This is a genomic window from Flavitalea flava (assembly GCF_054461575.1).
The window spans coordinates 143884-166150 of record NZ_JBTLQH010000003.1; the positions used below are offsets into that span (position 1 = coordinate 143884).

The 22267-nt window shown below is 44.2% G+C and carries 21 protein-coding genes; 10 read left to right on the forward strand and 11 right to left on the reverse strand.

Features of this window, described 5'->3' with window-relative positions; translation table 11 throughout:
- Positions 1-28: 28 nt before the first annotated feature.
- The 3 genes from ACX0G9_RS05185 to ACX0G9_RS05195 form a co-directional block, all read right to left on the reverse strand.
- Positions 29-3256, reverse strand: a complete 3228-nt coding sequence (locus ACX0G9_RS05185; RefSeq protein WP_459063796.1) for an RHS repeat domain-containing protein — start codon at positions 3254-3256, stop codon at positions 29-31.
- A 41-nt stretch (positions 3257-3297) separates the two neighbouring features.
- Positions 3298-4773 (reverse strand): hypothetical protein, encoded by a 1476-nt coding sequence (locus ACX0G9_RS05190; protein WP_459063797.1) that lies wholly within the window; start codon positions 4771-4773, stop codon positions 3298-3300.
- A 490-nt stretch (positions 4774-5263) separates the two neighbouring features.
- Positions 5264-5848, reverse strand: coding sequence for a dihydrofolate reductase family protein (locus ACX0G9_RS05195; protein ID WP_459063798.1), 585 nt, complete (start codon positions 5846-5848; stop codon positions 5264-5266).
- Positions 5849-6120: 272 nt separating this feature from the next.
- Between ACX0G9_RS05195 and ACX0G9_RS05200 the strand changes: the two genes are divergently transcribed.
- From ACX0G9_RS05200 to ACX0G9_RS05215, 4 genes are read left to right on the forward strand one after another with little or no spacing between them, the layout of a single operon-like run.
- Complete coding sequence (locus tag ACX0G9_RS05200) at positions 6121-6681, forward strand: dihydrofolate reductase family protein (RefSeq protein ID WP_459063799.1); 561 nt, start codon at positions 6121-6123, stop codon at positions 6679-6681.
- 39 nt (positions 6682-6720) lie between these two features.
- Positions 6721-7065 carry a YciI family protein gene (locus ACX0G9_RS05205; RefSeq protein WP_459063800.1) on the forward strand — a complete coding sequence of 115 codons (345 nt, stop codon included), beginning with the start codon at positions 6721-6723 and terminating at the stop codon, positions 7063-7065.
- Between the two features lie 33 nt (positions 7066-7098).
- Positions 7099-8097, forward strand: coding sequence for an RNA polymerase sigma factor (locus tag ACX0G9_RS05210; protein ID WP_459063801.1), 999 nt, complete (start codon positions 7099-7101; stop codon positions 8095-8097).
- Entirely contained in the window at positions 8085-8366 is a 282-nt protein-coding gene (locus ACX0G9_RS05215) for a hypothetical protein (RefSeq protein ID WP_459063802.1), read from the forward strand. Before ACX0G9_RS05210 ends, ACX0G9_RS05215 begins: the two co-directional genes overlap by 13 nt.
- A 2-nt stretch (positions 8367-8368) precedes the next feature.
- Here ACX0G9_RS05215 and ACX0G9_RS05220 read toward each other — a convergent pair whose 3' ends face one another.
- Complete coding sequence (locus ACX0G9_RS05220; RefSeq protein WP_459063803.1) at positions 8369-8926, reverse strand: dihydrofolate reductase family protein; 558 nt, start codon at positions 8924-8926, stop codon at positions 8369-8371.
- Positions 8927-9067: 141 nt separating this feature from the next.
- Positions 9068-9871: a helix-turn-helix domain-containing protein gene (locus ACX0G9_RS05225; protein ID WP_459063804.1), complete on the reverse strand. Its 804-nt coding sequence runs from the start codon at positions 9869-9871 to the stop codon at positions 9068-9070.
- A 68-nt stretch (positions 9872-9939) separates the two neighbouring features.
- Between ACX0G9_RS05225 and ACX0G9_RS05230 the strand changes: the two genes are divergently transcribed.
- From ACX0G9_RS05230 to ACX0G9_RS05250, 5 genes are all read left to right on the forward strand, one after another.
- Entirely contained in the window at positions 9940-10863 is a 924-nt protein-coding gene (locus tag ACX0G9_RS05230; protein WP_459063805.1) for a helix-turn-helix domain-containing protein, read from the forward strand.
- A 49-nt stretch (positions 10864-10912) separates the two neighbouring features.
- A complete protein-coding gene (locus tag ACX0G9_RS05235) occupies positions 10913-11899 on the forward strand; it encodes a DUF6454 family protein (protein WP_459063806.1) in 987 nt (328 codons plus the stop codon).
- Between the two features lie 153 nt (positions 11900-12052).
- A complete protein-coding gene (locus ACX0G9_RS05240) occupies positions 12053-12958 on the forward strand; it encodes a sigma-70 family RNA polymerase sigma factor (protein WP_459063807.1) in 906 nt (301 codons plus the stop codon).
- A 16-nt stretch (positions 12959-12974) separates the two neighbouring features.
- A complete protein-coding gene (locus tag ACX0G9_RS05245) occupies positions 12975-13169 on the forward strand; it encodes a hypothetical protein (protein ID WP_459063808.1) in 195 nt (64 codons plus the stop codon).
- A 273-nt stretch (positions 13170-13442) separates the two neighbouring features.
- On the forward strand, positions 13443-14114 hold the full coding sequence (locus tag ACX0G9_RS05250) for an NAD(P)-dependent oxidoreductase (RefSeq protein ID WP_459063809.1): 672 nt from the start codon (positions 13443-13445) through the stop codon (positions 14112-14114).
- Positions 14115-14144: 30 nt separating this feature from the next.
- Here the strand turns inward: ACX0G9_RS05250 and ACX0G9_RS05255 are convergent, their stop codons facing one another.
- From ACX0G9_RS05255 to ACX0G9_RS05265, 3 genes are all read right to left on the reverse strand, one after another.
- Entirely contained in the window at positions 14145-14537 is a 393-nt protein-coding gene (locus ACX0G9_RS05255; RefSeq protein ID WP_459063810.1) for a type II toxin-antitoxin system VapC family toxin, read from the reverse strand.
- On the reverse strand, positions 14528-14761 hold the full coding sequence (locus ACX0G9_RS05260; protein ID WP_459063811.1) for a hypothetical protein: 234 nt from the start codon (positions 14759-14761) through the stop codon (positions 14528-14530). Before ACX0G9_RS05260 ends, ACX0G9_RS05255 begins: the two co-directional genes overlap by 10 nt.
- A gap of 209 nt (positions 14762-14970) precedes the next feature.
- Entirely contained in the window at positions 14971-16500 is a 1530-nt protein-coding gene (locus tag ACX0G9_RS05265; protein WP_459063812.1) for a redoxin domain-containing protein, read from the reverse strand.
- 622 nt (positions 16501-17122) lie between these two features.
- Here ACX0G9_RS05265 and ACX0G9_RS05270 point away from each other — a divergent pair.
- Positions 17123-17740 carry a peptidylprolyl isomerase gene (locus ACX0G9_RS05270; protein ID WP_459063813.1) on the forward strand — a complete coding sequence of 206 codons (618 nt, stop codon included), beginning with the start codon at positions 17123-17125 and terminating at the stop codon, positions 17738-17740.
- Between the two features lie 3 nt (positions 17741-17743).
- Here ACX0G9_RS05270 and ACX0G9_RS05275 read toward each other — a convergent pair whose 3' ends face one another.
- From ACX0G9_RS05275 to ACX0G9_RS05285, 3 genes are all read right to left on the reverse strand, one after another.
- Positions 17744-17914 (reverse strand): phosphatidate cytidylyltransferase, encoded by a 171-nt coding sequence (locus tag ACX0G9_RS05275; RefSeq protein WP_459063814.1) that lies wholly within the window; start codon positions 17912-17914, stop codon positions 17744-17746.
- A gap of 172 nt (positions 17915-18086) precedes the next feature.
- Positions 18087-19613 carry a hypothetical protein gene (locus ACX0G9_RS05280; protein ID WP_459063815.1) on the reverse strand — a complete coding sequence of 509 codons (1527 nt, stop codon included), beginning with the start codon at positions 19611-19613 and terminating at the stop codon, positions 18087-18089.
- A gap of 48 nt (positions 19614-19661) precedes the next feature.
- The gene (locus ACX0G9_RS05285) at positions 19662-22058 is read right to left on the reverse strand and encodes an ABC transporter permease (protein WP_459063816.1); all 2397 of its coding nucleotides are present in this window, start codon (positions 22056-22058) and stop codon (positions 19662-19664) included.
- Positions 22059-22267: the final 209 nt, after the last annotated feature.

Here is a 22267-nt window from a genome sequence, read left to right on the forward strand (position 1 = left end):
AAAAGATATAAATAAATGGGAATGAGGTTTATGGATTGTATTGGACCTTTTTAAGGATATTCCGGTTCAGATCCCGTATGACAGATAATCGGCCATGATTATCATATTCATAATAGGTCGTTTTTCCACTGGCATCCGTTTCGGAAGTTTTTCCAATAAGCGGTAAATAGGAATAGGCCAATACAAGTGCCTTAGATCCTGCCAACCCGGAGCGGATTAGTGCGATTTGTGTTCGGATCGCATCATCTGAAGATGGAGCCTGCAATACACTATTGGTAAGAAATCCTGAACAGGTTACATAATTACTGCCGGTGATCATGGCCACCGGATAACTGTTGTGATAGCCCCATATCCAGACGGTTTTTGGATCGTTTTGTTTGTACGATTCGGTTAAATTTCCATTGGTATCATAGGCAGTATAATTAACCGTAATGGAATCTGCCATTGTTTTGAACTGTTTAACCGTACTTAAATGAATACGGCTTCCATTAAAATAACCATAACTGTATTTCGTTCCTGCTACAAAGGAGGCTGAGCCACTTAGTGGCGTATAGGTACTGGTAAGTTCCAGGGGCTGGAAAAAATTATTGGTTAACAGGGTAGCGATCATCGTTTTTTCAGCACCGGAAAGAGGGAGTAAAAAGTCTGTCTGGTTATTAAAGGCGTAACGATACTTATCAATACGTACTGCCCCGTTATTGACATAATGAGTTACCGATTGTGCTAATGGGTAGCCGCTTGCCGGAGAATAGGTATAAAAGGTTTTTAGCACCTGCACCCCGCCGCTTCCAAAAATCGAATCAATAGCAGTCGACAGGGGATAGTAACCGGTTCCAATGGTATAACCCGTATAACAGGCGTGACAAAGAACTCCATTTGAGCAACCAACAGAGCCATCATAATAATACCCTTTCATTTTATAAGCCTGACCTGTTGTGTAGTATAGTTGCTGGTATTGATTCACTGTTTTCTTCAAAAGAGTACCTGATCCGGTATATATCTTTTCGGATAGTAGCTTGCCCCGCCAGAAGGAATAGTCCGCAGCATTGGCGAGCGGTTCCTCCGATAAAAAATAATACCAATTGTCACCATCTACACGATAGGTATATTCCCTGTCCGTCCAGCCAGCGGTATCCTGATAGGTTCTTACCTCCGTATAATACACATACGCCCCTCCATCCGCTGCCAGGGGATAGGAACTACTAGCGGAAAGCCTAAGATATTGGCATCCGCTTCGACCCCCACATGGGCCCGAATTAGTGGCCACCACCACCGGAGAAACCAATAGCCCGCTGGTTAGGGTAGAATCCTGCGAATAGAGTTTATAGCTGTATTTGGTGGAATAGGTTTTGGCCGCAATTGGATCATAATCGTCAATCTGTTTTATCCTAAGGCCGCCAATCGTACGGTTGTTTTTTAACACGGTCATGCCAGGGCGGGAAATAGTAGCACTGCTTAGTGTGCTTTCCCCCCAATTCCCTTGAACCCCTGTAAAAGAGGTAGAGAAGGGCATATAAACTTCGAGACGGTAATTGCCATTTCCGATAGTCCAGGTTCCGTTATATTGATTGTTAAACGTATTGATCAGGACATCACCACCTGTTGTCACATGGATAAGCTTCACCCAAAACGAGCCGCTGGTCGTTCCACTCAGCAAATAACTAAATTCGGTGGCTCCATCGACGCTACTAACCGTAAAGGTTTGCTTGATCGCCGGTAGGGTAGGACTGGTAAAGGTTACCGTAGTATTATTAAAGGAACGATTGGTTATATACGCAGGGTCAGGTTGGATCTGATCATTCGAAGGCAGCATGGCCTGATTGCCCTCATAGGTGAATTGCCGGTATCCTCCCGTAGGGTAAGTAATTCGGGTAAGGGTATTGGCCTTAGCATAATTAAAATTAGCCTCCCGTTTGGCTTTTCCGGTAGCGCGGATATTCGTGGAATAGGCGGTATAAAAAAGATTGGGAATAAGCAGCCCATTGTTGTCTTCGCCATTGTAGTACCCCCAATAATCCACTCCAAAACCTACCCGGTTTGGTAAATTGACATTTGTTTCATAGGTAAATTGATACAGCAGGCTGTCCGTTCCGGAGGAGCCAAAAATGGACACATTAGTTAATTTTAATCGCTTAAAATATTGATCTCCCGGGGGAGCAAAGGTTGTTTGGAAGAAATCATAATTCAGATGGTATTTTGTTTTTAAGACACCGGCCGAATCGAATACCTGAATAGAATCCAACCGGGGTCCTCCCGGATAATCGGTTCGGGTGGTAGAAGTGTTGAAGACCATATACTCACTGCGACTTTGTATCCGGGTCAGGAAACGCTCTGTCGTTTGGTTCGTGAGCCTGACGTTATCGGTATAATTGTCCTCCGTAGTACAATTGAAGATCTCTATAAAGCCTGTTGGTCCATATCCACCCGATAGTGTGATATATTGAGCCGTTGTTGAGCCATAGGTAAACAAGATTTGGTTTTCGCCGTTCATGTCATCGATCTCGGCTAAATGCCAGGTAGTTAGGTAAGGGATGATACTGGGTTTATTATTGAGATTGCCATCGCTCACATAGGTTTGGGTGGAATAATCATTATAGGTAACCGTCTTATTCTTATCGGAGCCGAAATAAAATTTATTGCCCTTCTCATCGGTAATGATCCACCCGGTAATCGTATAGCTGGTAAATACGGGGACAACTTTTAAGGCGGATTCCTGCTGCATTACCACATTGCCACTTTCGTCAAAAAAGAATTGCCCGGTTTCACCGTTAAAATTGTAACAATACATATCCGGCTCCATATCCAGGTAATTCCGTAGGACCAGATCTGCCATGAGCAGGGTATAAGCACTAATAAAACCAGAAGGTTTGGTGGTGGAATAAAGAAACCCGGTCCCTGGACTTTTCTCATCATCTGGAGTACCATGCATTAAGCGGGTTACAGAGCCGCCTGCTTGTAACGACCAGCCTAGCCCCACACTAGAGGCCACTTCCTCCACTTTTATACCGCCCATATGGTAGTTGATAGAAACAGGTACGGATAAAGCGCCGCAGGTTACCGTATGAAACGGTAAACCTATCGGTACCATTCCGGTATAGCCACCGATTGGCCTTTCGGATACTTTGAACAAGGCAGCTTCATTTGGCGATACCGGAGAAATCTGGGGTGCCTGCCCATTACTTTGGCAATAGCCATTAACGGATTCGACTATGAACAAAAGGCTTAATAAAATAGGGAGTAAATTTTTTAAATACATAAAAAAATTATTTCCGGGATTTCGGTATTATGGAATAGAAATTAATTAAAAGAATAGCCCACTCTGAAAATAAGCGGCTGGCTTTGTGGAAGATGAGTGGTATGCAGCATATCGTACAGCAATTGGATGCTTTGTTGCCGTCTGCCAATCTTCATTTTTTTGGTAAGCCCAAGCAATCCGGAAGGTTGCCAGGCCTGAATATTCCGTAAGGCCCGTAATTGAGAAAATGCCTGAAGATAATTCCATTCATACCCTCCGGAAACGAAAATGTTTTTTCCCAGGTCCCAATCGATAAAACTGCGAATTCCAACTCCCTCACTACTCAATGCAAGATGATTAAAGGGTTGTCCCCATCCCATTTTATACGATCCTGAAATACCGGCAACAGAATTTCCTTTAATCTTATAGCCCAGGGAAAGTGCGAGATCGCTGTAGGCCGGAAGTAAAGTGGTTCCTGAAGTAGATTGCAAATTAAACCCTGTCACCAGGCGGTGCCAAAAGGCTTTGTTATGCTGCGTATTCGGTTTAAAATCCGGAAGGGTTGTCTGACTATTCCCTGTTCCGTATTGGCTAAATTTAGTTTTCCAGGTATTGAGCAAGTTCTGGGCCTCTTGCATGTTCCCTGCCAGGGGATTATTATTAGCCTCCTTATTTTCGTCACCCATAACTGCAGCAGGCAAGGAAGCTCCACACCCCATTTTTACACCGATCAGCGAATCCACCTGCGCATGTGTCTGCAAGCCGGGGATATTTTCCGCATTTTCCGAATCAGAACCGCCAGGCATCCTGAATAAGGTGGATAGATAACTGTTTCTTTTCATAAACTGTCCGAAGGCAGGTAGGTCACTTACTTTGGATACAATTTTAGTCGTCAGTTTGTCCTTATTTTGCAATATATCCCGGTATTCATTTATTTGTTGCTGATAATAATAAAACTCCTTCTTTAGCGTGGTCAGTTGTTTAATCTTACCCGCCTTTTCCAAACTGGCCTTCCACTGTTCTTGCCGTTGTTGAATAAAATAGTTGATATTGGTGGCCTGCTGCATGCTGGTTTCAAAAATGGAAATCTCTTTCTGCAAACCTTGTATTTGCTCCAATTGACCGGATATTAATCCTCCTTGGATGGGCAATTGTAAAAAGAGTAAGGCCGTTTTAAGACTGTCCAGTCTGGGGAAATATTCTCTCAGCGGATTCTTTAGAGTAAAATTGACCGGACTCACCAATTGCTTCCTTAATTGTTCGAGATCCAATGGAGTTTCTGTTAGAGAAACATGGCCAGGTGTACCATTTTTCGATTGTTGAATCAGTTGAACTCTTGATTCCTCCTTTTGAAGACGAGTAAGATAGTGAAGGGATTGCTGTTGAAGACTTGCACTTAGAAATCTATAGCTTTTGGCTAATTTTTCAAGGTCTTTAACCTTCAGGGCCGGTTGTGCGGAAGATTCAACTCTTCCAATGTTTTGAGCACCTGCGTCAATATTGTACAGGGTCAGTAATGCCAATACCAGGATTCGCATGTTAGTTTATTTTGTGGATGTTATAAATAGCAGAAAAAGGCTTTGTTATGGCATAACACAAAACCTATGCGACCAGGTTACTAAAAAGGGAGGACAATACCGAAGGTATCAGGTACACTAGGAACCTAATGATCACTCTGGATTTGCATAATGCAGATCCGATGATACTGTTAGAATTTTTTACGTAAATAGATTAGATCGATGATGTGGGATACAACAGGAAAATCAAAAGTATAATAAAATAATTAAATAAAATCAGATTATTTTATCCATGTAGTTTACTTGCAAGAACTACGGATACGACGATAATTCGAAGAATATGTGAAAATGGGTGCCTTCATCGCTTATAAGATATGGAAAACTCTTGATTCCCTAATAATAGTTAAATTTAGAACCGTTTAAACACCTATTCTATTTTTAAGTAAATAGGTATGGGTGTTTAAACGGTAGGGAGCTTCTTCAGGGAGATAAAATATAAGCCTTTTATCCTTTATGCCGGATGATAAGTTTGCACGAAAATCCCACCAGGGAAAACCTTCACATCCACCAGTTTCAAGTCAACCGGCTTTGCAAGATCCGTGAAGATTGGCAGGCCCGCGCCCAATAGCAAGGGATGGGTAATCAGGTAGTATGTGTCGATGAGCCCTGTTGTTATAAGGCTCCGCATAAAACCGGCGCCGGCAATGGCTACGATCGGTTTGCCCGGCTCCTGTTTGAGCGTCCTGATCCCTTCCGCAAGATCGCCATCGAATACCCGGGCCCCGGCCCAGGAGGCCTCGGCAGGCGACTTTTCCGCACCGGGGAAATCGACACCCGCAAATCCTTTTTTGGTAAAGAGGGCCTTGGGAATCTCGTTCATCGGCCCTGCGAAAGGCCCGGTTGCGGTGGCCCAGTAAGGAGCCATTTGCTGAAAGGACTTGCTGCCCATAATGATAAGCCCCGCCTCCCGGAACTGTGCGACTGACCATTCGCGTGAAGCCTCGTCGCTGTTCTTGAAGATCCAGTCGTTCTTGCCATTGGGACCCGCGACAAACCCGTCGACGGAGAGGGACATTTTCATGATAAGTTTACGCATTTGTAAAAGATTTGTTTTTAAATGATTTGTTTTTCAAAATTAAGCCGCAGTCACCGGACTCAGGCAGGTCTAAAACGACAATTCAAGGGGGTGTTTGCGTCTTAACCCGAACTGATTTGACCACTTGGAATTGGTGATGGTCCGGCTAATCAATAATTTTGCCTGATCCTTTATCCGAATTGTCCAAACCTTTCTTTCTCATTTGTTATTAAGGTGTAAATCGCTGGCCAGGGTACCTCCCCGCCACCTTATTAATCAATAAAACACTCGAAATGAGAAAGTTAATCGTGTACAATTTTGTTACCTTAAATGGTTATTTTCAAGGACCGGACGGGGATCTGAGCTGGAACGGACATCATGATGCGGAAGGGAATGAGTTTGCGGGCGAAATGCTGGGGTTCGGAAGCACCCTTTTGTTTGGACGTGTTACCTATGAGATGATGGCGGGGTACTGGCCTTCGCCGGATGGTAAAAAAAGCGCCCCTCATGTAGCCAACGGAATGAATATGGCAGAGAAGATCGTCTTTTCCAAAACGATGAAAAAGGCTTCCTGGAACAATTCCAGGGTGGTCAGCGACATTATGGAGGAAGAAATAATGAAACTTAAAAAGGCTGCGGGCAAGGATATGACGGTGCTGGGCAGTGGAAGCCTGGTCAGCCAATTGACGGATATGGGATTGGTCGATGAATACCAGATCATGGTCAATCCGGTAGCCTTGGGGGAGGGAACTCCCATTTTTAAGGATATCCGGCGGCAGTTGAACCTGAAACTTGCCGGTACCAGGACTTTTAAGAGCGGAGTGATCTTGCTGACCTACCAGCCGGTAAAATAAAACCATTCTATTTATATCTAAAAGTATAAAATCAACCATATGAATGAATTCATTTTATTATTTCGCCTTGATATCCTGACCAAAGAAGCACAGCCTTCCCCGGAATTAATGCAGGAATATATGCGGCAATACCAGGATTGGGTAGGAGGTATTGCTGCGCAGAACAAATTTATCAAAGGGACGCCCCTGTCAAAGGAAGGGAGAGTATTAAAAATGGGCAATGTAATAACTGACGGGCCTTTTGCAGAGATCAAGGAATCCATAGCAGGGTATATCCTTGTCAGAGCGGCGGATTTTGAGGAGGCGGTGGATCTGGCCAGGGGATGCCCCATCCTGAATGGGGAAGGGAACAGTGTGGAAGTAAGAATGGTGATCACAATCTAGTTTGATTCACTAAAGTATATTACTCATCAGCCTATGGACAAGGCCGTTTTAATCCCTCATTTATTCAGGACAGAATACCGGAAAATCATTGCCGTTCTTTGCAGCTATTTCGGGTTTGACCAGATCGAATTGGCGGAGGATATAACCAGCGATACTTTTCTGACGGCAACGCAGGTTTGGGGTTTGAATGGGGTTCCCCAAAATCCTGTTGCATGGCTTTATCATGTGGCCAAAAATAAAGCGATAAACCATGTACGGCGGACCCGGCATTTTGAAACCCATATTTCTCCCGATCTGGAGAAGGAGGCGGAGGGGAACAAAATGACCGATCCTTATGAACAGGAAATCGATCTGTCCCCGGAAAATATAAAAGACAGCCAGCTGCAGATGATGTTTGCCATTTGTCATCCTTCCATAACCCCGGAAGCGCAGATCGGATTATCGCTTCGGATCCTTTGCGGTTTTGGTATTGAAGAAATTGCCGATGCCTTCCTGACCAATAAAGAAACCATCAACAAACGTCTTTACCGTGCCCGGGAAAAGTTAAGAGAAGAAAAGGTCAGTCTTTCTTTTCCGGAACCTGCCGAAATAGAGGAGCGGCTGACCAGTGTTTTAGCTACGATTTATTTATTATTCAATGAAGGATACTATTCCCTAAGCGGTAACAGCACGCTTAGGAAGGAATTGTGTCTGGAGGCCATGCGACTATGCATTATGCTGACGGAGAACAGGTGTACCGATCAGCCGCAGGCGAACGCCTTACTGGCGCTCATGTGTTTTCATGCCTCCCGTTTTGAAGCCCGCCTGGACAGCAAGGGTACGCCCGTATTGTACGAAGACCAGGATACCGGTCTTTGGGATCAGGACCTCATTGCCAAAGGCGGAGTTTATCTGCATGCCGCAGGGAGAGGCAATAACCTGTCCAAATATCATCTGGAGGCCGGGATTGCCTATTGGAATACCCGGAAGGAAGATACCCTGGAAAAATGGGAAAATATATTACAATTCTACAATCATTTTTGCTGCAAATAGAATATTCGCCCATCGCAGCGTTAAACCGGACCTATGCCTTATGCAAGGTCAAGGGCAAGGAGGTTGCTCTTATCGAAGCCGAGAAACTCGGGCTGACCGGACATCAGTTCTATTTTGCATTATTGGGGGAACTCTATACTGGTATTGATAATAAAAAGGCTTTGCACAACTTTCAAACAGCGCTCTCACTAGCCAGAACAAACGCCGACCTGCAGGCCTTTCAGCGAAAGATCGGGATAATATTGGAAAAATTATCCTCCAATAGTTAATGCTATCTATTCTCCGTCTGGTAACATAGCAGGGTAACTCCATGATCCAGCGTTTTTGTTTTAACCAGTTTCATTCCTTTGGCATGCATGCCGTCTTTAAAAAAATGGTTGCCGTTCCCCATAATGATCGGATGAACCAGCAAACGGTACTCGTCGATAAGCTCCCATTTGGCGAGGGATTCGACCAGGGTAGCACTGCCTTCTATTTGTATCTCGGTTCCGGGTTGTTCTTTCAGACGGGCTATCTCCTCCCGGATATCATTTTTAATAAGGATAGCATTCTCCCACCCAACTTTTTCCAAGGTAGAAGAAACAACATACTTAGGTGCGCTGTTTAGTTTGGCCGCTACCCCCATCTCATTATTTTTTAAAGCTGACCAGTAAGGCGCCAGCATTTCATAGGTTTTACGGCCAAAAAGAAAGGCATCGCAGGCCAGAATTCCTTCCTTGATATAGCCTTGTCTGCCTTCGCTGTCAAAGGGAGTAAACCATTCATTCATATTTCCGGCATCGAAAACGCCATCCAGGCTCATCCAGGTTGAAACTACAATTTTGGGCATAATTTATATTTTATTGATTTATGGTAATCGAATAACAAGGTATGGAATTATCCGGCCATTTTTATACATCAAAGAAAGGACAAAGCCGGGAGAAGCAATTGAACAAAACCGACAAAATAACCCTTTCACCCGGCGATCAGATCATGCTTGGATTCCGGTTTGGATTTCCGGGATACGTTGTAAATATTCCCTGGGCGAGCAATGGGTAAACTCCAAAAAGGACCGGATAAAATGACTTTGGTCTGCATAACCATGTTCAAAGGCGATATCCTCCAGCCTGGCGGAAGGGGTATGATTGAGCCTTTCGAACGCTGCATTAAATTGGCAGATCCGGCTGAATAGTTTTGGAGAAACGCCTACGTGCGACCCGAATAAACGTTGAAAGGTCCTTTCTGTGATATGGAGTTCTTTTTGCAGCGCGGGAAGGGGTAGTAATCCATTGCTTTTGCGGATCGCCTGCGTGGCGAATAAAAGGGAAGGGTGGAAATTTTGAAAATGAAGAGAGGTCAATTTGGAAACATAACCATTCAGGATTTCCAAACGTTTATCCAGCGTAGGAGCATTCAGGAGCTGTTCTTTACAATTCATTTCTTTGGCAGGGGACAGAATACTTAAGTCCAGACACCTGTCTTTCAACTCACTGGCGTGAAACCCGAAAAGAGTCTTTAAATATGGAGGATACAGGAAATAAGCAATGACCGTTAACTGCCGGGAAGCCGTAAGTTCAAAGGGTTTGCCATTTTGACCGTAAAGGACAAAGTTGTCGATCTTATTGTCTTTACCCGTTTGCAACTTCGAATCCGTATACTGAAAAACGATACTCGGATAACCTTTTGCAATAAGGGGAATAAAAAGATCCTGCAGCAAAAAATGCGATTCCATCACAAAAACAGAACTTACATAAGTGGAAAGTGATGGGGCAGGATGGAAGGATTGTATTTTCATACATTCACCGTTGTCATTTCCCTAAATTAAGAAAAACTTACGAACTGCACTTTTCGTATATTTAGCCCATGGAAAGGACGCAGGATCTCGAAGAGTTTTACCGGCATAAATTGCATGGCGCAGAGGATAACCTTAACACCGAAACCGGGCATTTTAATGTTTGTACCCTGCATGAATTTCCGGGATCGGCCGCAACCCATCTTTCTTCCGGCAAAAGAAATTATTATGAGATCATCCTGATATCGGGGCATTCCCGGTTTTATTTTGCCGATCGATCCATTGAGTTAAAAAATGGAGGGCTTCTTTTTTCCAATCCACAGATACCTTATATATGGGAGTCGTTAAGCTGGGAATCGGCAAACGAAGAACAATCGGGTTTCCTTTGTTTTTTTACGGAAACTTTTTTTCATCGTTTTGGCCAATTGAACCAATATCCTTTTTTCAAGCCGGGGGGAACTGCCGCTTTTAATTTGTCTGAGGAACAATTCACGGAAATGTGTAAATTATTCCAGCGGATGATAGCGGAAAATGTTTCCGACTATATCTATAAAAATGAGGTGCTGAACAATAAGGTTTTTGAATTGATGCAAACCGCGGTTACCTGCAAACCTGCGGAAAGCAGCAAGTATAACAGTGCCGATGCTGCATTACGGGCAACCACCCTGTTCGCAGAGTTACTGGAAAGGCAATTTCCCATCGAATCTCCCTTACAAAGAATTAAACTCCGCACGCAGGAGGATTTCGTCCGGCAATTATCCGTACAGATCTATTACCTGAACCGGGTGCTAAAAGAAAGCACCGGCAAAACGACGGTCCGGCTGATTGCTGACAGGATCACGCAGGAGGCCCGGGAACTGCTTCTGCATACCGACTGGGATCTTTCTCAGATCGGCTTGTGTCTTGGTTTTGGGGAGGTAACTGAATTTATCACCTTTTTCAGAAAAAATGCCTTGCTCACCCCCGGTTATTTCCGCAAAACCCATCCGGCCTGATTAAGATCCGTTTTGAACACGTTATTTTTTCATTATCAAGAAGAACCCTATGCCGGATAGAAGAAAATTTCTAAAAAACAGCCTGCTCCCTTTAAGTGCCATTTGCCTGTCAACCGGGCTCCCTGCAATGGCCGCTTCACACCCCAAAGCTATACCAGGTAATGGAAAGGAAAATAGGAGTGGCCCGGATGGCGAGACTGGTCAAAAGTTGGCGGAAAGTCCGTTAAGCCGGAAACTCAAGACCATTAACCGGAATACGGTCTGGAATCTGATAAAAACTGTCAGGATTCAGTTCAAGACCTTTCATTGTCAGGGAATGGTCAAAATCGGAAATGAGTTTTGGGTGTCCTCCGTTGAAATCAGTTCTCCGGTGGAAGGGGTTTGGGACAGGACAAAAGGGAAGGGGCATCTGTTCAGGATCGACGGGGAGGGAAAACTGCTGGCAGATATCCCAATTGGCGAAGGGAGCATTTATCATCCCAGCGGTATTGATTTCGATGGTTCGCATATCTGGATCGCCGCTGCGGAATACCGGCCGGACAGCCAGGCCATTATTTACAAATTCGATCCGGAACGGAAAGAATTGAAGGAAGTATTCCGATGGAATGATCATATTGGCGGGATTGCCCGGAATAAGGATACCAATACCCTTCATGGCATCAGCTGGGGATCAAGGCGGTTTTACCAGTGGGACCTCGATAAGGAGGGAAATGTTTCTTCCTCCACCCTGAACCATGCCTTTTATATCGACTACCAGGATAATCAATACCTGGGCGGGAACGAAATGTTGTACACCGGTCTTGCTGGTTACAAAAAGCCAGATGGTAAAGGATTTGCTTTAGGGGGATTGGAAATCGTCGATCTGGACAAAAAATCAGCCGTTCACCAGACCCCTGTTCAGCAATGGTCTCCCGTGACAGGTGCGGTAATGACGCAAAACCCTAGTTTTTTTGAATATACAGCGGAGGATAAGATCCGGGCTTATTATATGCCGGACGACAATGACTCTACCCTTTATGTATATGAATTGATTTAACACATTGAAGACCATTGCGCTAAGGAAGGGGCAAAAAAAGATATCCCTTTCTGTCACGAAATAGGAACGTAAATTGTCTAATGATAGAGTGGTTTGTTACAGAACAAAAATAACCGCCGCTAAATCATTAATTTAAGCACCGAAAAAAATCGGATGATGGACAATAGAACGGAACTGTTTTTAGAATATAAGGCGCTCCTGTTTTCCATGGCCTACAATATGCTGGGCAAGATCGACGAGGCAGAGGATATTGTACAGGATACTTATGTGAAATGGATGGAGATCCAGATGGAATCGGTGACACATCCCAAGGCCTACCTGGTGAAAATGGTCACGAATAAATGCATCAATTACCTTAATAGCGCCCGTGTCAAACGGGAGGAATATATTGGTGTTTGGTTACCGGAACCCCTGCATAATAATGAACCGGATGCGGGTCATGCAAAAATAGAATCCTATCATGCCTTATCGATCGGCATGATGGTCCTGATGGAGAAACTGACACCCCGGGAAAGAGCCATCTTTCTGCTGAAGGAAATATTTTCCTACGACTACTATGAGCTGGCAGACATATTTGATAAAACCACCGATAACTGCCGGCAGATCCTCCGGCGGGCAAAGGAAAACCTGGGGAAAGATACACGCCGCTTCCAGGTGGATATGAAGGTTCATGAAAAGATCCTGAACAATTTCCTGCTGGCCATATCGGAAGGCAGTATAACAGATCTCATCGATTTGTTAAAGGAGGATATTCTGCTGTTTGCCGATGGTGGCGGCAAGGTTTTCGAGGTCAATGGTCAGCGTCTCACGGCATTTCTGAAGCCTATCATGGGCAAAGAGAAAGTAGGCCGGCTTTTGCTCAATATCGTTCCCAAATTCCATCAATACACTCCGGATTTCCGGCAGGAAATAACCCTGGCTAATGGCATGCCTTCCATCCTTTCCTATTCAGGCGATATGCCAGTCAGCCTGGTATCACTCGAACCGGAAGGAGACCGGATCCGGAACATCTATGTACAAACGAATCCGGATAAATTAAAACATTTCAAAAAATCCTAAAGCTAAAAAAAAATTCATGCCTTCTCAGCATTTATTCCAGTTATTTCTCGTCCTTCATCTTATTGGTTTTACTATTATGGCCGGCACGGTAGTGGCCGATTATTCGAACAATAGTGCCATCATAGCTTTAAAGAGCAGGATGACCTTGTTTCATACCGCGCAGTTATTATTTTTCATTATCATTTTTGTGCTGAGCGTTTTCCGGTTCTAATCGATTTATGTTTTTTAATTGTTAATCGATAGCATGCCTGGGATCTGTCTATACAAATTGAGGATAAGAGCTTACGGAAGGGAGATCTTTCGTGAAATCCGGGTAATAATGGGTATACCGGCCATAGCACATATCTGTATTTTGAGATTGATCCTGAAAATCTCAACAAGATCCGGAGTATTATGGTAAAGCACAACTACAATGAAATTTTCCTATTAAATAAAACCCGGATCATTCGATCATGGATTAAATAAAACCTGGAACAAATATAATATGTCAAACAACGAAACATCGGTCGTCAAAAAAATACTGGTTATAGGTGCCAATGGCGGAATAGGCAAACAGGCTGTGGAAATCGCATTACAGGCAGGCCATCAGGTCACTGCCTTATTAAGAAACCCCGATAATCTACCCCTTACACATCCTAACCTGGAGAAAATAAAAGGAGATATCTTTCATACGGATATATGGGACCGGCATCTGGCCGGTAAAGATGTCGTTATCTCCGCCATTGGGGTAAAAGGCGGGTTTGGCGCAGATAAGCCTACCACCCTTTATTCCCAGGGTAATTTCAGCCTGCTGGCTGCCATGGAAAAGAGGCAGATCGCCCGTGTGTTTTTTATTTCGGCATCGGCCATTGAGATAAGCCCGGTCCTGCCCTGGTATGTACGGCTGATCGAAAAGTATGTCGTACAGAAATTATTGAAGCATATGTATGCCGACCTGCACGAAATGGAAAGCGGTATAAAAGATTCAGGATTGGATTGGACAATCATCCGCCCTCCCCAATTGTCCGATAAACCCGCAACGGGCAAGTATCGTGTTGCTATAAATGAATTCTTAAAGAATTGTCTGAAGATATCCCGAGCCGATGTCGCTCATTATATGGTCAACAATATAGATAATGTGAGGACTTACCGGGGAACAATAGAGATTGGCTATTGATTAATGTATTGGCTGGCTATTTTTTTTGACTTATTGATCCCAAGGATTAATAAGGTCCAAATCTGGAATATTTCGAAAGTCTGAAATATTTCTAGTCAATAAAGTAAGATTTAACACTAAAGCCGTTGCTCCAATGATGGCATCAGGAAGCTTTATTTTGTAACTTTTACGGAGTTCAGCAGTTTTAAATTTTAATTCAGTTTCTAATTCAAATACAACACAGTCAGCAATAAAATTTTTTAGTACTACCAAGTCATTTTCAGTTGCTGTTTTCCAGCATAACAATTCAATTTCAGTAATTGCGGAAATTGCAGGTTGGAATAATTTTAAGACTCCATCCATAAACTCTTCAGCTGGTGCTGGGAATTGCTTTTGTAAATAATAGATGGCTGTATTGGTATCCCAGAGATATTTTATTCCCATTCGTTACGCAGGTCATTTAGCTGTTTATTAATATCTTCCAAAGGTTGTTTTAACATTGACCCTTTGTATTTAGCAACTAAATTAGATACTCCACCACCATTTCCATTTTGACCTTCAGTTTTGCGAATAAGCAAAGCAATCTTTTCCAAGAGAGTTAATTGGCCTTCCCGATCTAATTGTTTTACCTGCAATAAAATACTATTTATGCTTAAAGAACCAGGCATATAAAATTGTTATTATTTTCAATGGCAAGTTACAAAAAATAAATGCTTAATGAACTAAATCCAAACTTGTTAATTTTGCCTGGTATAACCGGCGGCAAATACATTGGATGAAGGCCTGTTGTAAATTATTGATTTTTAATTTGCTGTAAATTTCTGAATATGAGTGTTTTGCAACATTCGTCCTTAATTGCCAAGGAACACAAAAAAACTTAATTCTTCAGCAACGAATCCACCTCTTCATTAAACTCTTTTACGAACTGCTGATAATAGGGGCCGGTTGCAGGACCTGAGTAACCGGTATGTATTTGGACGACCTTACCCTTCCGGTCGATAAATATAGTCGTTGGAAATGCGAGAAAAGTATTCAGATCCGGTAAGGAATTGGCTACACCTTGTTTGTCAGCCAATCCCCCGAGCAAGAGATCATATTCAATGTTATATCTTTCCCGGAACCGGGTCAATACTTTCCGGACATAGGCAGAATCGGTTTTACGTTCGTATTGGAGGGATACGATCTCTACGCCTCTGGACTTGTTGGCTTTATACCAGGGCGCCAGAAAAGAAGTTTCATCCACGCAATTTGGGCACCAGGTGCCACCAATCGTAACGATGACTGCTTTATTGCTGAACTTTTTATCCTTCAGAGATACCTGATGTCCTTCCGCATCCGGAAAGGAAAAATCAAAGGAATTATACCCATTTTTGAGATAGGTCAATTTGTAGGCATCCGGCAATGCCGCCTTTTCATTACGAACACCTGAAAAGGGCTGGCTTCCCCGTGATCCGATTATCTCGCCGTTCAGCAGTCCTTCGGGTGTAAAACTGCCTTTATAATAAGAGGGGCCTGAACCGATAAATGAAGACAAATAGAACTCGTTTCCCTCTACAATCCCTTCCAGGTAGCGGGAATCTCCGGTTACCCGGAGAAATGTCCCCTGTAATTTATTTCCATCCTGGTGGAAAAGACCAACGGTTTTTTCTTCCTTACCACCTTCGGATTTAAAGACCACCTCATAGGTACCCGAAATATCACCTGCAGGTTTTATCCCTTTTTCTTTGAACCGGTAATCGATGCCGGGTTCTGCTTTTACAGGAAGCGGGGAGCCGGTGCCGTCTTGTTTTTTCAATACGCCAACCAATGCATTATCACGAATTTGAAAGGCTAGTTCATTATCGAATTGATCCAGGAAAATAAAAAGGGAATCTGCCGTTTGCCGGACCCTGCCTCCTTCGAATCTTTCATCCGCATTATGAAAAAATGCTTTCTGCACGCCACCATCGGTTGCCCGGATATCGAAACTGACAGGAACTTCCACATCCGGTCTTACCTGGAAGAGGAGACGCCAGTTCCCGATGGGAGAGAAGGGGCTTTTGCCATTTAGCTGAACCGGACGCAGACCTTTATCCTGTGGCTGATCCTGGGCCTGTCCTTTGCAAAGACAAATATTATATAGATTTCCGGCAGTAATCTTTACTTCCTGGGTCTGAAATTCATGGAGACTAAAGACAAGCACAGAATCCTTATCGTTGACCTGGACATAATACATGCCATCCTGCTGCGTACCGGAGGACGATCCGGTCCCTTTCGCCAATACCATCACTCCCTCCAGGGGAGCAGCGTCGTCTTTGGAAGTCACCAATCCGGTGATGGTGCGGGCATGTTCCTGCGCCTGCGTATGTTGAGTGGTCAATGCTCCCAGGATCAGTACAAGGGCAAGGGTTCTGCTTCTTTTTTTCATTAGTCTACTAATTTGATATACTAATTTACAGCAACTTTTTATAATGAACAAATTTTCGTTAACCGGCTAAGAGAATACCAGGAGCAAATTTTACCTGTACATCACATCCGATCATTTATCCTTTTGCCGAAAATGCCTTCCGGCGCGCAAATATACCTAATGCAGTACTACCTACCAAATTGGTAGACTTAGTTAGACGATTGTATACTTAGATAGACGATGGCGGGCTAACTGAGGTGACAACCTGCAAAAAGAAAAAAGACTGTTATGATGATGCGCTGCAACGAAGGAATAAAAAGTCTTGTCTTGGGAAAATATTCCCGGAGCTTGCGGGGTCTTGGCAGGAGCCCGTAGCGTTCAATTGTGAAGGATATGTTAAGGCGTAGTAAGGGTTAAATCAGCTCCGGGCCGGCTAAAAGGCAGCTACCCGAATTCCCGGCTATACCTTTCCAGGCTTGGGAATCGGGCTGTTCCCGGTGCGGCGGGAGTAATACAAAAAAGTCCTACCTTCATAGGAGGATTAAGGGAATGGAATTTTGAAATATACCCCTTTTCCGGAATGCATTTATGACCAGCCTATACTGGCCATATTTTTTACTACAATGCCATAAAAAATAGAAACATGAAAAATAGTCTTGCAAGCTTATTTCTGCTTTTTTCTCTGTCGACCTTCGCGCAAACACAATTAACCGTAACCGATAAATTTAAAAAAATTGGTACCGTTCAGGAAGCCCAGCAATTCATTGAGGCCAACCCGGCCTTAAAACCTGCAATACTCACCCTTTCTTATGGTAAAGACACTTCCCTGATTGAAAAAAGGTTATTGAGGAATAATAAAGGAGATATCTTTTCTGTCGGCTATGTTACCTATAAAGTGATCGAATCTTCGGAAAAAGTGACCTACCGTGCGAACTATATCTTTTTGGACGGTGGATCCTTATCTGTTACTGAAATCGATAGCCTGAAAAAGATAATTATGCAGAAACAGGCCACTGGTACTCCTTTCGATAAACTCTCCGACCAATACACGATGGATGGTAATACTACCCATGGCGATACCGGTTATTTTTTCGGTGAAGAAATGATGCCGAAGGAATTCCAGGAGGCGGTCAAGAATCATAAGACCGGTGAAGTCTTTTTTGTGGATGTAGCGGACCGTCAATGGCATTATATCGTAAAAAAGACCTACGACGATCAGATCAAGAAAGATATGACCGTTTTGCGGGCGAATGGAAGATAAAAATTATTTTTTCCCGGAAGCCTTTGAGATCAGGAGTATTACCAGGGCGATAATGGCAACTACAATAAGTACCCCTACCCAGACTCCGGCTTTAAAAATCCCTCCGACCACTGCGCAGCTATCCAGGACAGTGGCAATCAGCAGCAGCAGAAAAATATAGGTAAAATTTCGCATGACAATAGGTTTAAATGGGTTATAAATTGACTTTCATGGGCTATAATATGAATATTATGCCAACCCATTAACCGAAGCAGGGTAGCTTTAAATTTGGTTGTTTTGTTAAAAAACAGATAATAAATACCCGTAATTCCAAAAGGACTGTAGAAAATAATACCCAGGACCCTGCTTACTCCTCGCAGGCAAACTTTTCCCGCATTTTATCCAATTCACCCCAGATAGGATGATCAAAAGGTTTCGGTGAAATATTCAAAAGGACGGGAATTTTGTTTTGGACGCTGCAGGTTTTTACATGGATCCGGTAATTCAGCGTCATCGGTTTTTGCTGCATATAGTCGAGCATGTCGATCGTTCCTGTATAGGTCTCCAAATCTCCTGCTGCCGTTTTTGTCTTTTTGATCGTAACTTTGGCAGGGGGGATTTTATCCGATGGAAAATTTATATTTCTGCGGACGAGTCCTCCGGGAACAAGATCGTCATAATAGAGCTTCAGATTTTTTTGCAAAACATCCCCATCGATCTTTTGTCCACCGTCCAGCCAGAATAAATAAGCGACAGACCAATATTCCTCGCTGCCCGCATCTCCCCAACCTTTAGGGAAACGTATATCCTCCATACCCGTGAGCGTGACATGAGGGGCATAAGGGGCGGGGAAATAATTGCGTTCCATGGTCCAGCCATCCAGCTTGATGAATCTGTAGGGGGCCACCCATGCCAGCGGATTATTCGGATCGAAGATATGCAGCACTTTTTTTATCCATTGCATACAATCTGTCTCATCGACGATGGACATAGCAGTAGCATTTCGCATACCATTGCTTCTTACCCCCGGTTGTTTGGAGGCAATAAATTCGGCCCTGGTATTTCCGGAGAGTTGTAACCGGTTGATCAATTCCGTGCCATCGGGAATATTAGTATCATATAAACTATTCCCCCTGGCGTTTAGCTGCCAGTTTATATCGGCATCATAATACAGGCGTACTGCCACCTGGTGAAGGAATCGTTCGTTACCGGGAGACTCTTCCTCTTTGGAGAAAGGAGACAGGCTTTTATAATACCCGGGATGGTCCGCTGGTGTTCCCTGCTCTTTGTTCATCATATCCAGAAAGAATCGCGCATCGTTTACAGAAGGAGGGAAGGCATTCTTTTTGATCTGCCGTTCGCTCCAATGATAAAGACCGGTAAGGTCTACAAAACTGGAAACCGCGAAAACGGCTTTTGGGCATACGGCAAATTGAGAGGGATGCTCATTCGCCATTTCAGTAAACCGGATCACGATAGCTCCGGCCATATCAAAACCACCCATTACGAATTGGGATGTATCCGCTTTATATTTTTCGGCTACGTGTTTCAGGACCCCATTGATCCGGTTGATAGCGGAGGAATCCGCAGCTATCTTTTTTCCCAACGATGCGTAAATAGTTAACATGTCGCTGGCGGCGGCGACATTGTGCAATTTGGTTTCCGGCAGTAAACTTTCCGGATTTCTAAAACTGCAAAAAAAGACTAATACGCCTTTTATAGTAGCTGAGCTTGGCGGGATAGCCATATAATATCCGTTGGTGCTGTCACGGGCATCAAAAGAAACTTTTTCCAGATACTGGCAATCGGCGGAGAAAAAGTGAAAAACCACCAGGATGATAACCAGCAGGGCCGGTTTTTGTCTTCCTGTTTCCGGGGATGCGGCTTTATTCATGAACGGGCAAATTATCATATGTCTTAAGAATAACGATTACAAGGCTCTCTACTCCGCTCTCAAACTCTTCACCGGGTTCATCAACGCTGCTTTAATTGACTGATAGCTTACCGTTAACAACGTAATTATAATTACACCAATGCCAGCTGCTGCAAAAACCCACAGGGAGATTTTTGCACGGTATTCATATTGCTGCAGCCATTGATGAAGAAGATACCAGGCTATCGGAATGGCGATAAGGCAGGAGAGGATTACCAGTACAAGGAAGTCTTTGGATAACATTTTCCAGAGATTGAATACGGTCGCTCCCAGGACCTTCCTGACGCCGATCTCTTTGGTGCGTTGCTCCGCGACAAAAGAGGCAAGCCCGAACAAACCCAGGCAGGAGATAAATATGGCCAGTATGGCGAAGGTTCCCGCCAGTTTGCCCAGCCGCTCTTCGGACCGGAACTTGGCAGCATATTCCTCGTCTGCGAATTTATAATCGAAAGGCTCGGCCGGGCTGTATTTGGAAAATACCTTACCTACCCGGCCCAACGCTTCTATCGCGCTAAGGTTGGGGTTGATCTTGATATTGACGGTGTATACCGGATAGGGAGCGATATAAAAAATTGTGGGGATCGGTGCCTCATAGGGGGATTCCATGACCATATCTTTTACTACACCGATGACGGTAAATTTATATCCCGACCATTCTACTGTTTTCCCGATCGGTTGTTTAAAACCCATGCCTTTGACGGTCGACTCACTCAGGATCATGGTCATTGCGTCAAATCCGGAAGGCCCCGATCGAAAATCCCTTCCTTGTACGAACTGCAATCCCACCGTTTTCCCGTATTCCTGGGAAACGCCTTTCATGGCAAAATTATCCGCTGTGGCATCAGGGCCCTTGTCGGTCCACTTGAGGCCGCCATTCTGAGATCCCATCTCGGTCGTCGGGCTCGTGGATACGGCTATTTCGGTAATCGCACCCGTCTTGAGCAAATCGTTCCGGAAGGCGGGAAAATGATTGTATATATTTTTTGTATGGGTTTCCAGCATTACAAGCCCATCCCGGCTATAGCCCACCGGCCTGTTCCTGCCAAATTGAATCTGGCGCAGTACCATGACGGTTCCTATGATCAGGGAGATCGATACGGTGAATTGCGTTACCACCAAAACTTTGCGTGGCAAGGATGCCAGGCGGCCTGCCCGGAAAACGCCTTTCAATACTTTGACAGGTTGAAAAGAGGACAAATAAAGGGCAGGATAGCTGCCTGCGGTCAGACCGGTGAGCAGGCTGAAAACGATACCGGCTAACCACAAAAAAGGATTGGACCAGGGGATCGATATTTTTTTATCTGCCACCGAATTGAAAAAAGGTAGTGACAGTTGTAATAAGCATAGTGACAGAATAAAAGCCAGCGCAGTGACCAGGAGGGATTCACTGAAGAACTGAAGGATCAACTGTCCGCGCTGGGAGCCGATGGCTTTACGGATGCCCACTTCTTTGGCCCTTTTTTCAGAGCGGGCCGTGCTCAGATTCATAAAATTGATGCAGGCCAGCAATAGTACGAATAATCCAATGAGGCCAAACATCCGGACATATTGGATCCTGCCGCCGGTATTTACTCCATTCTTAAATTCGGAATACAAGTGCCACCTGGCCATAGGAAGCAGGAACATTACCGGCTTGGAGTTATCGTTTGGTTTAATATAAGGATCGTTATCCGCTTTGATATTTTTGATCTTTGCGGAGACCTTCTCTATATCCGCCTTATCTGTGAGCTGAACAAAGACCTGCCAATTGTTATCTTCCCATTCATGTTTTGCGCCTTTCGTCTCCTGGTCTGAAGCCGCGTAAAGATCCCAGGAGGACAGGAAGGTGATATCGCTGAACGTGCTGTTATGGGGTATATCTTCATAAACGCCCGTTACTTTAACAGATAGACTATCGTCAATGCGGATCGTTTGGCCCAGGGCGTCGGCATGGGCAAAAAAGGCGCGGGCAAGAGACCTGGATAATAAGATGGTGTGGGAGTCCTTCAACCCGCTACGATCACCTTCAACCATAGTGAGTGTCAGCATACCGGGGGCCTGGGGTTCAATGAAGATACCTGCTTTCGTGAGTTTTTTTTCTCCGAAACTAAGGATGTGGTCCTGGGTTAGCGAGGACAGTACCACCTGTTTGAAATCGCTGCCGAATTTTGTTCGCAGTTCATCTGCCACAGGAATGGGTATTTGCTTTTGGGTACCAACGACTCCGTTAATGGTCTGATGCTCCATGACCTGGGCAATTCGTTGGTAATTTTCGTGATGCCTGTCGAATGACCATTCATCATAGATCCAAAACCCGATCAGCATAGCTACCGCCATGCCCACGGAGAGACCTCCGATATTGATGATGGACGAGGACTTGTTTTTTGTAAGGCTGCGCCAGGAGATTTTAAAATAACTTTTAAGCATGTGTATGTTTTTATCCCTGTTGGTCTTCACTGATCCATTTCGATACATAACAAATGCCATATTTTAAGTTGTTGGCATTCAGTGGATTAACAAACAGTCATGGGAAGGGCTGTCCGCTTATGTTACATACGGGTGTTCGCTAATACTTCAAATATTTGCCTGATTCTGTGATATGTAGTATCATTGAATCCTTACAAAACTTCCTACAC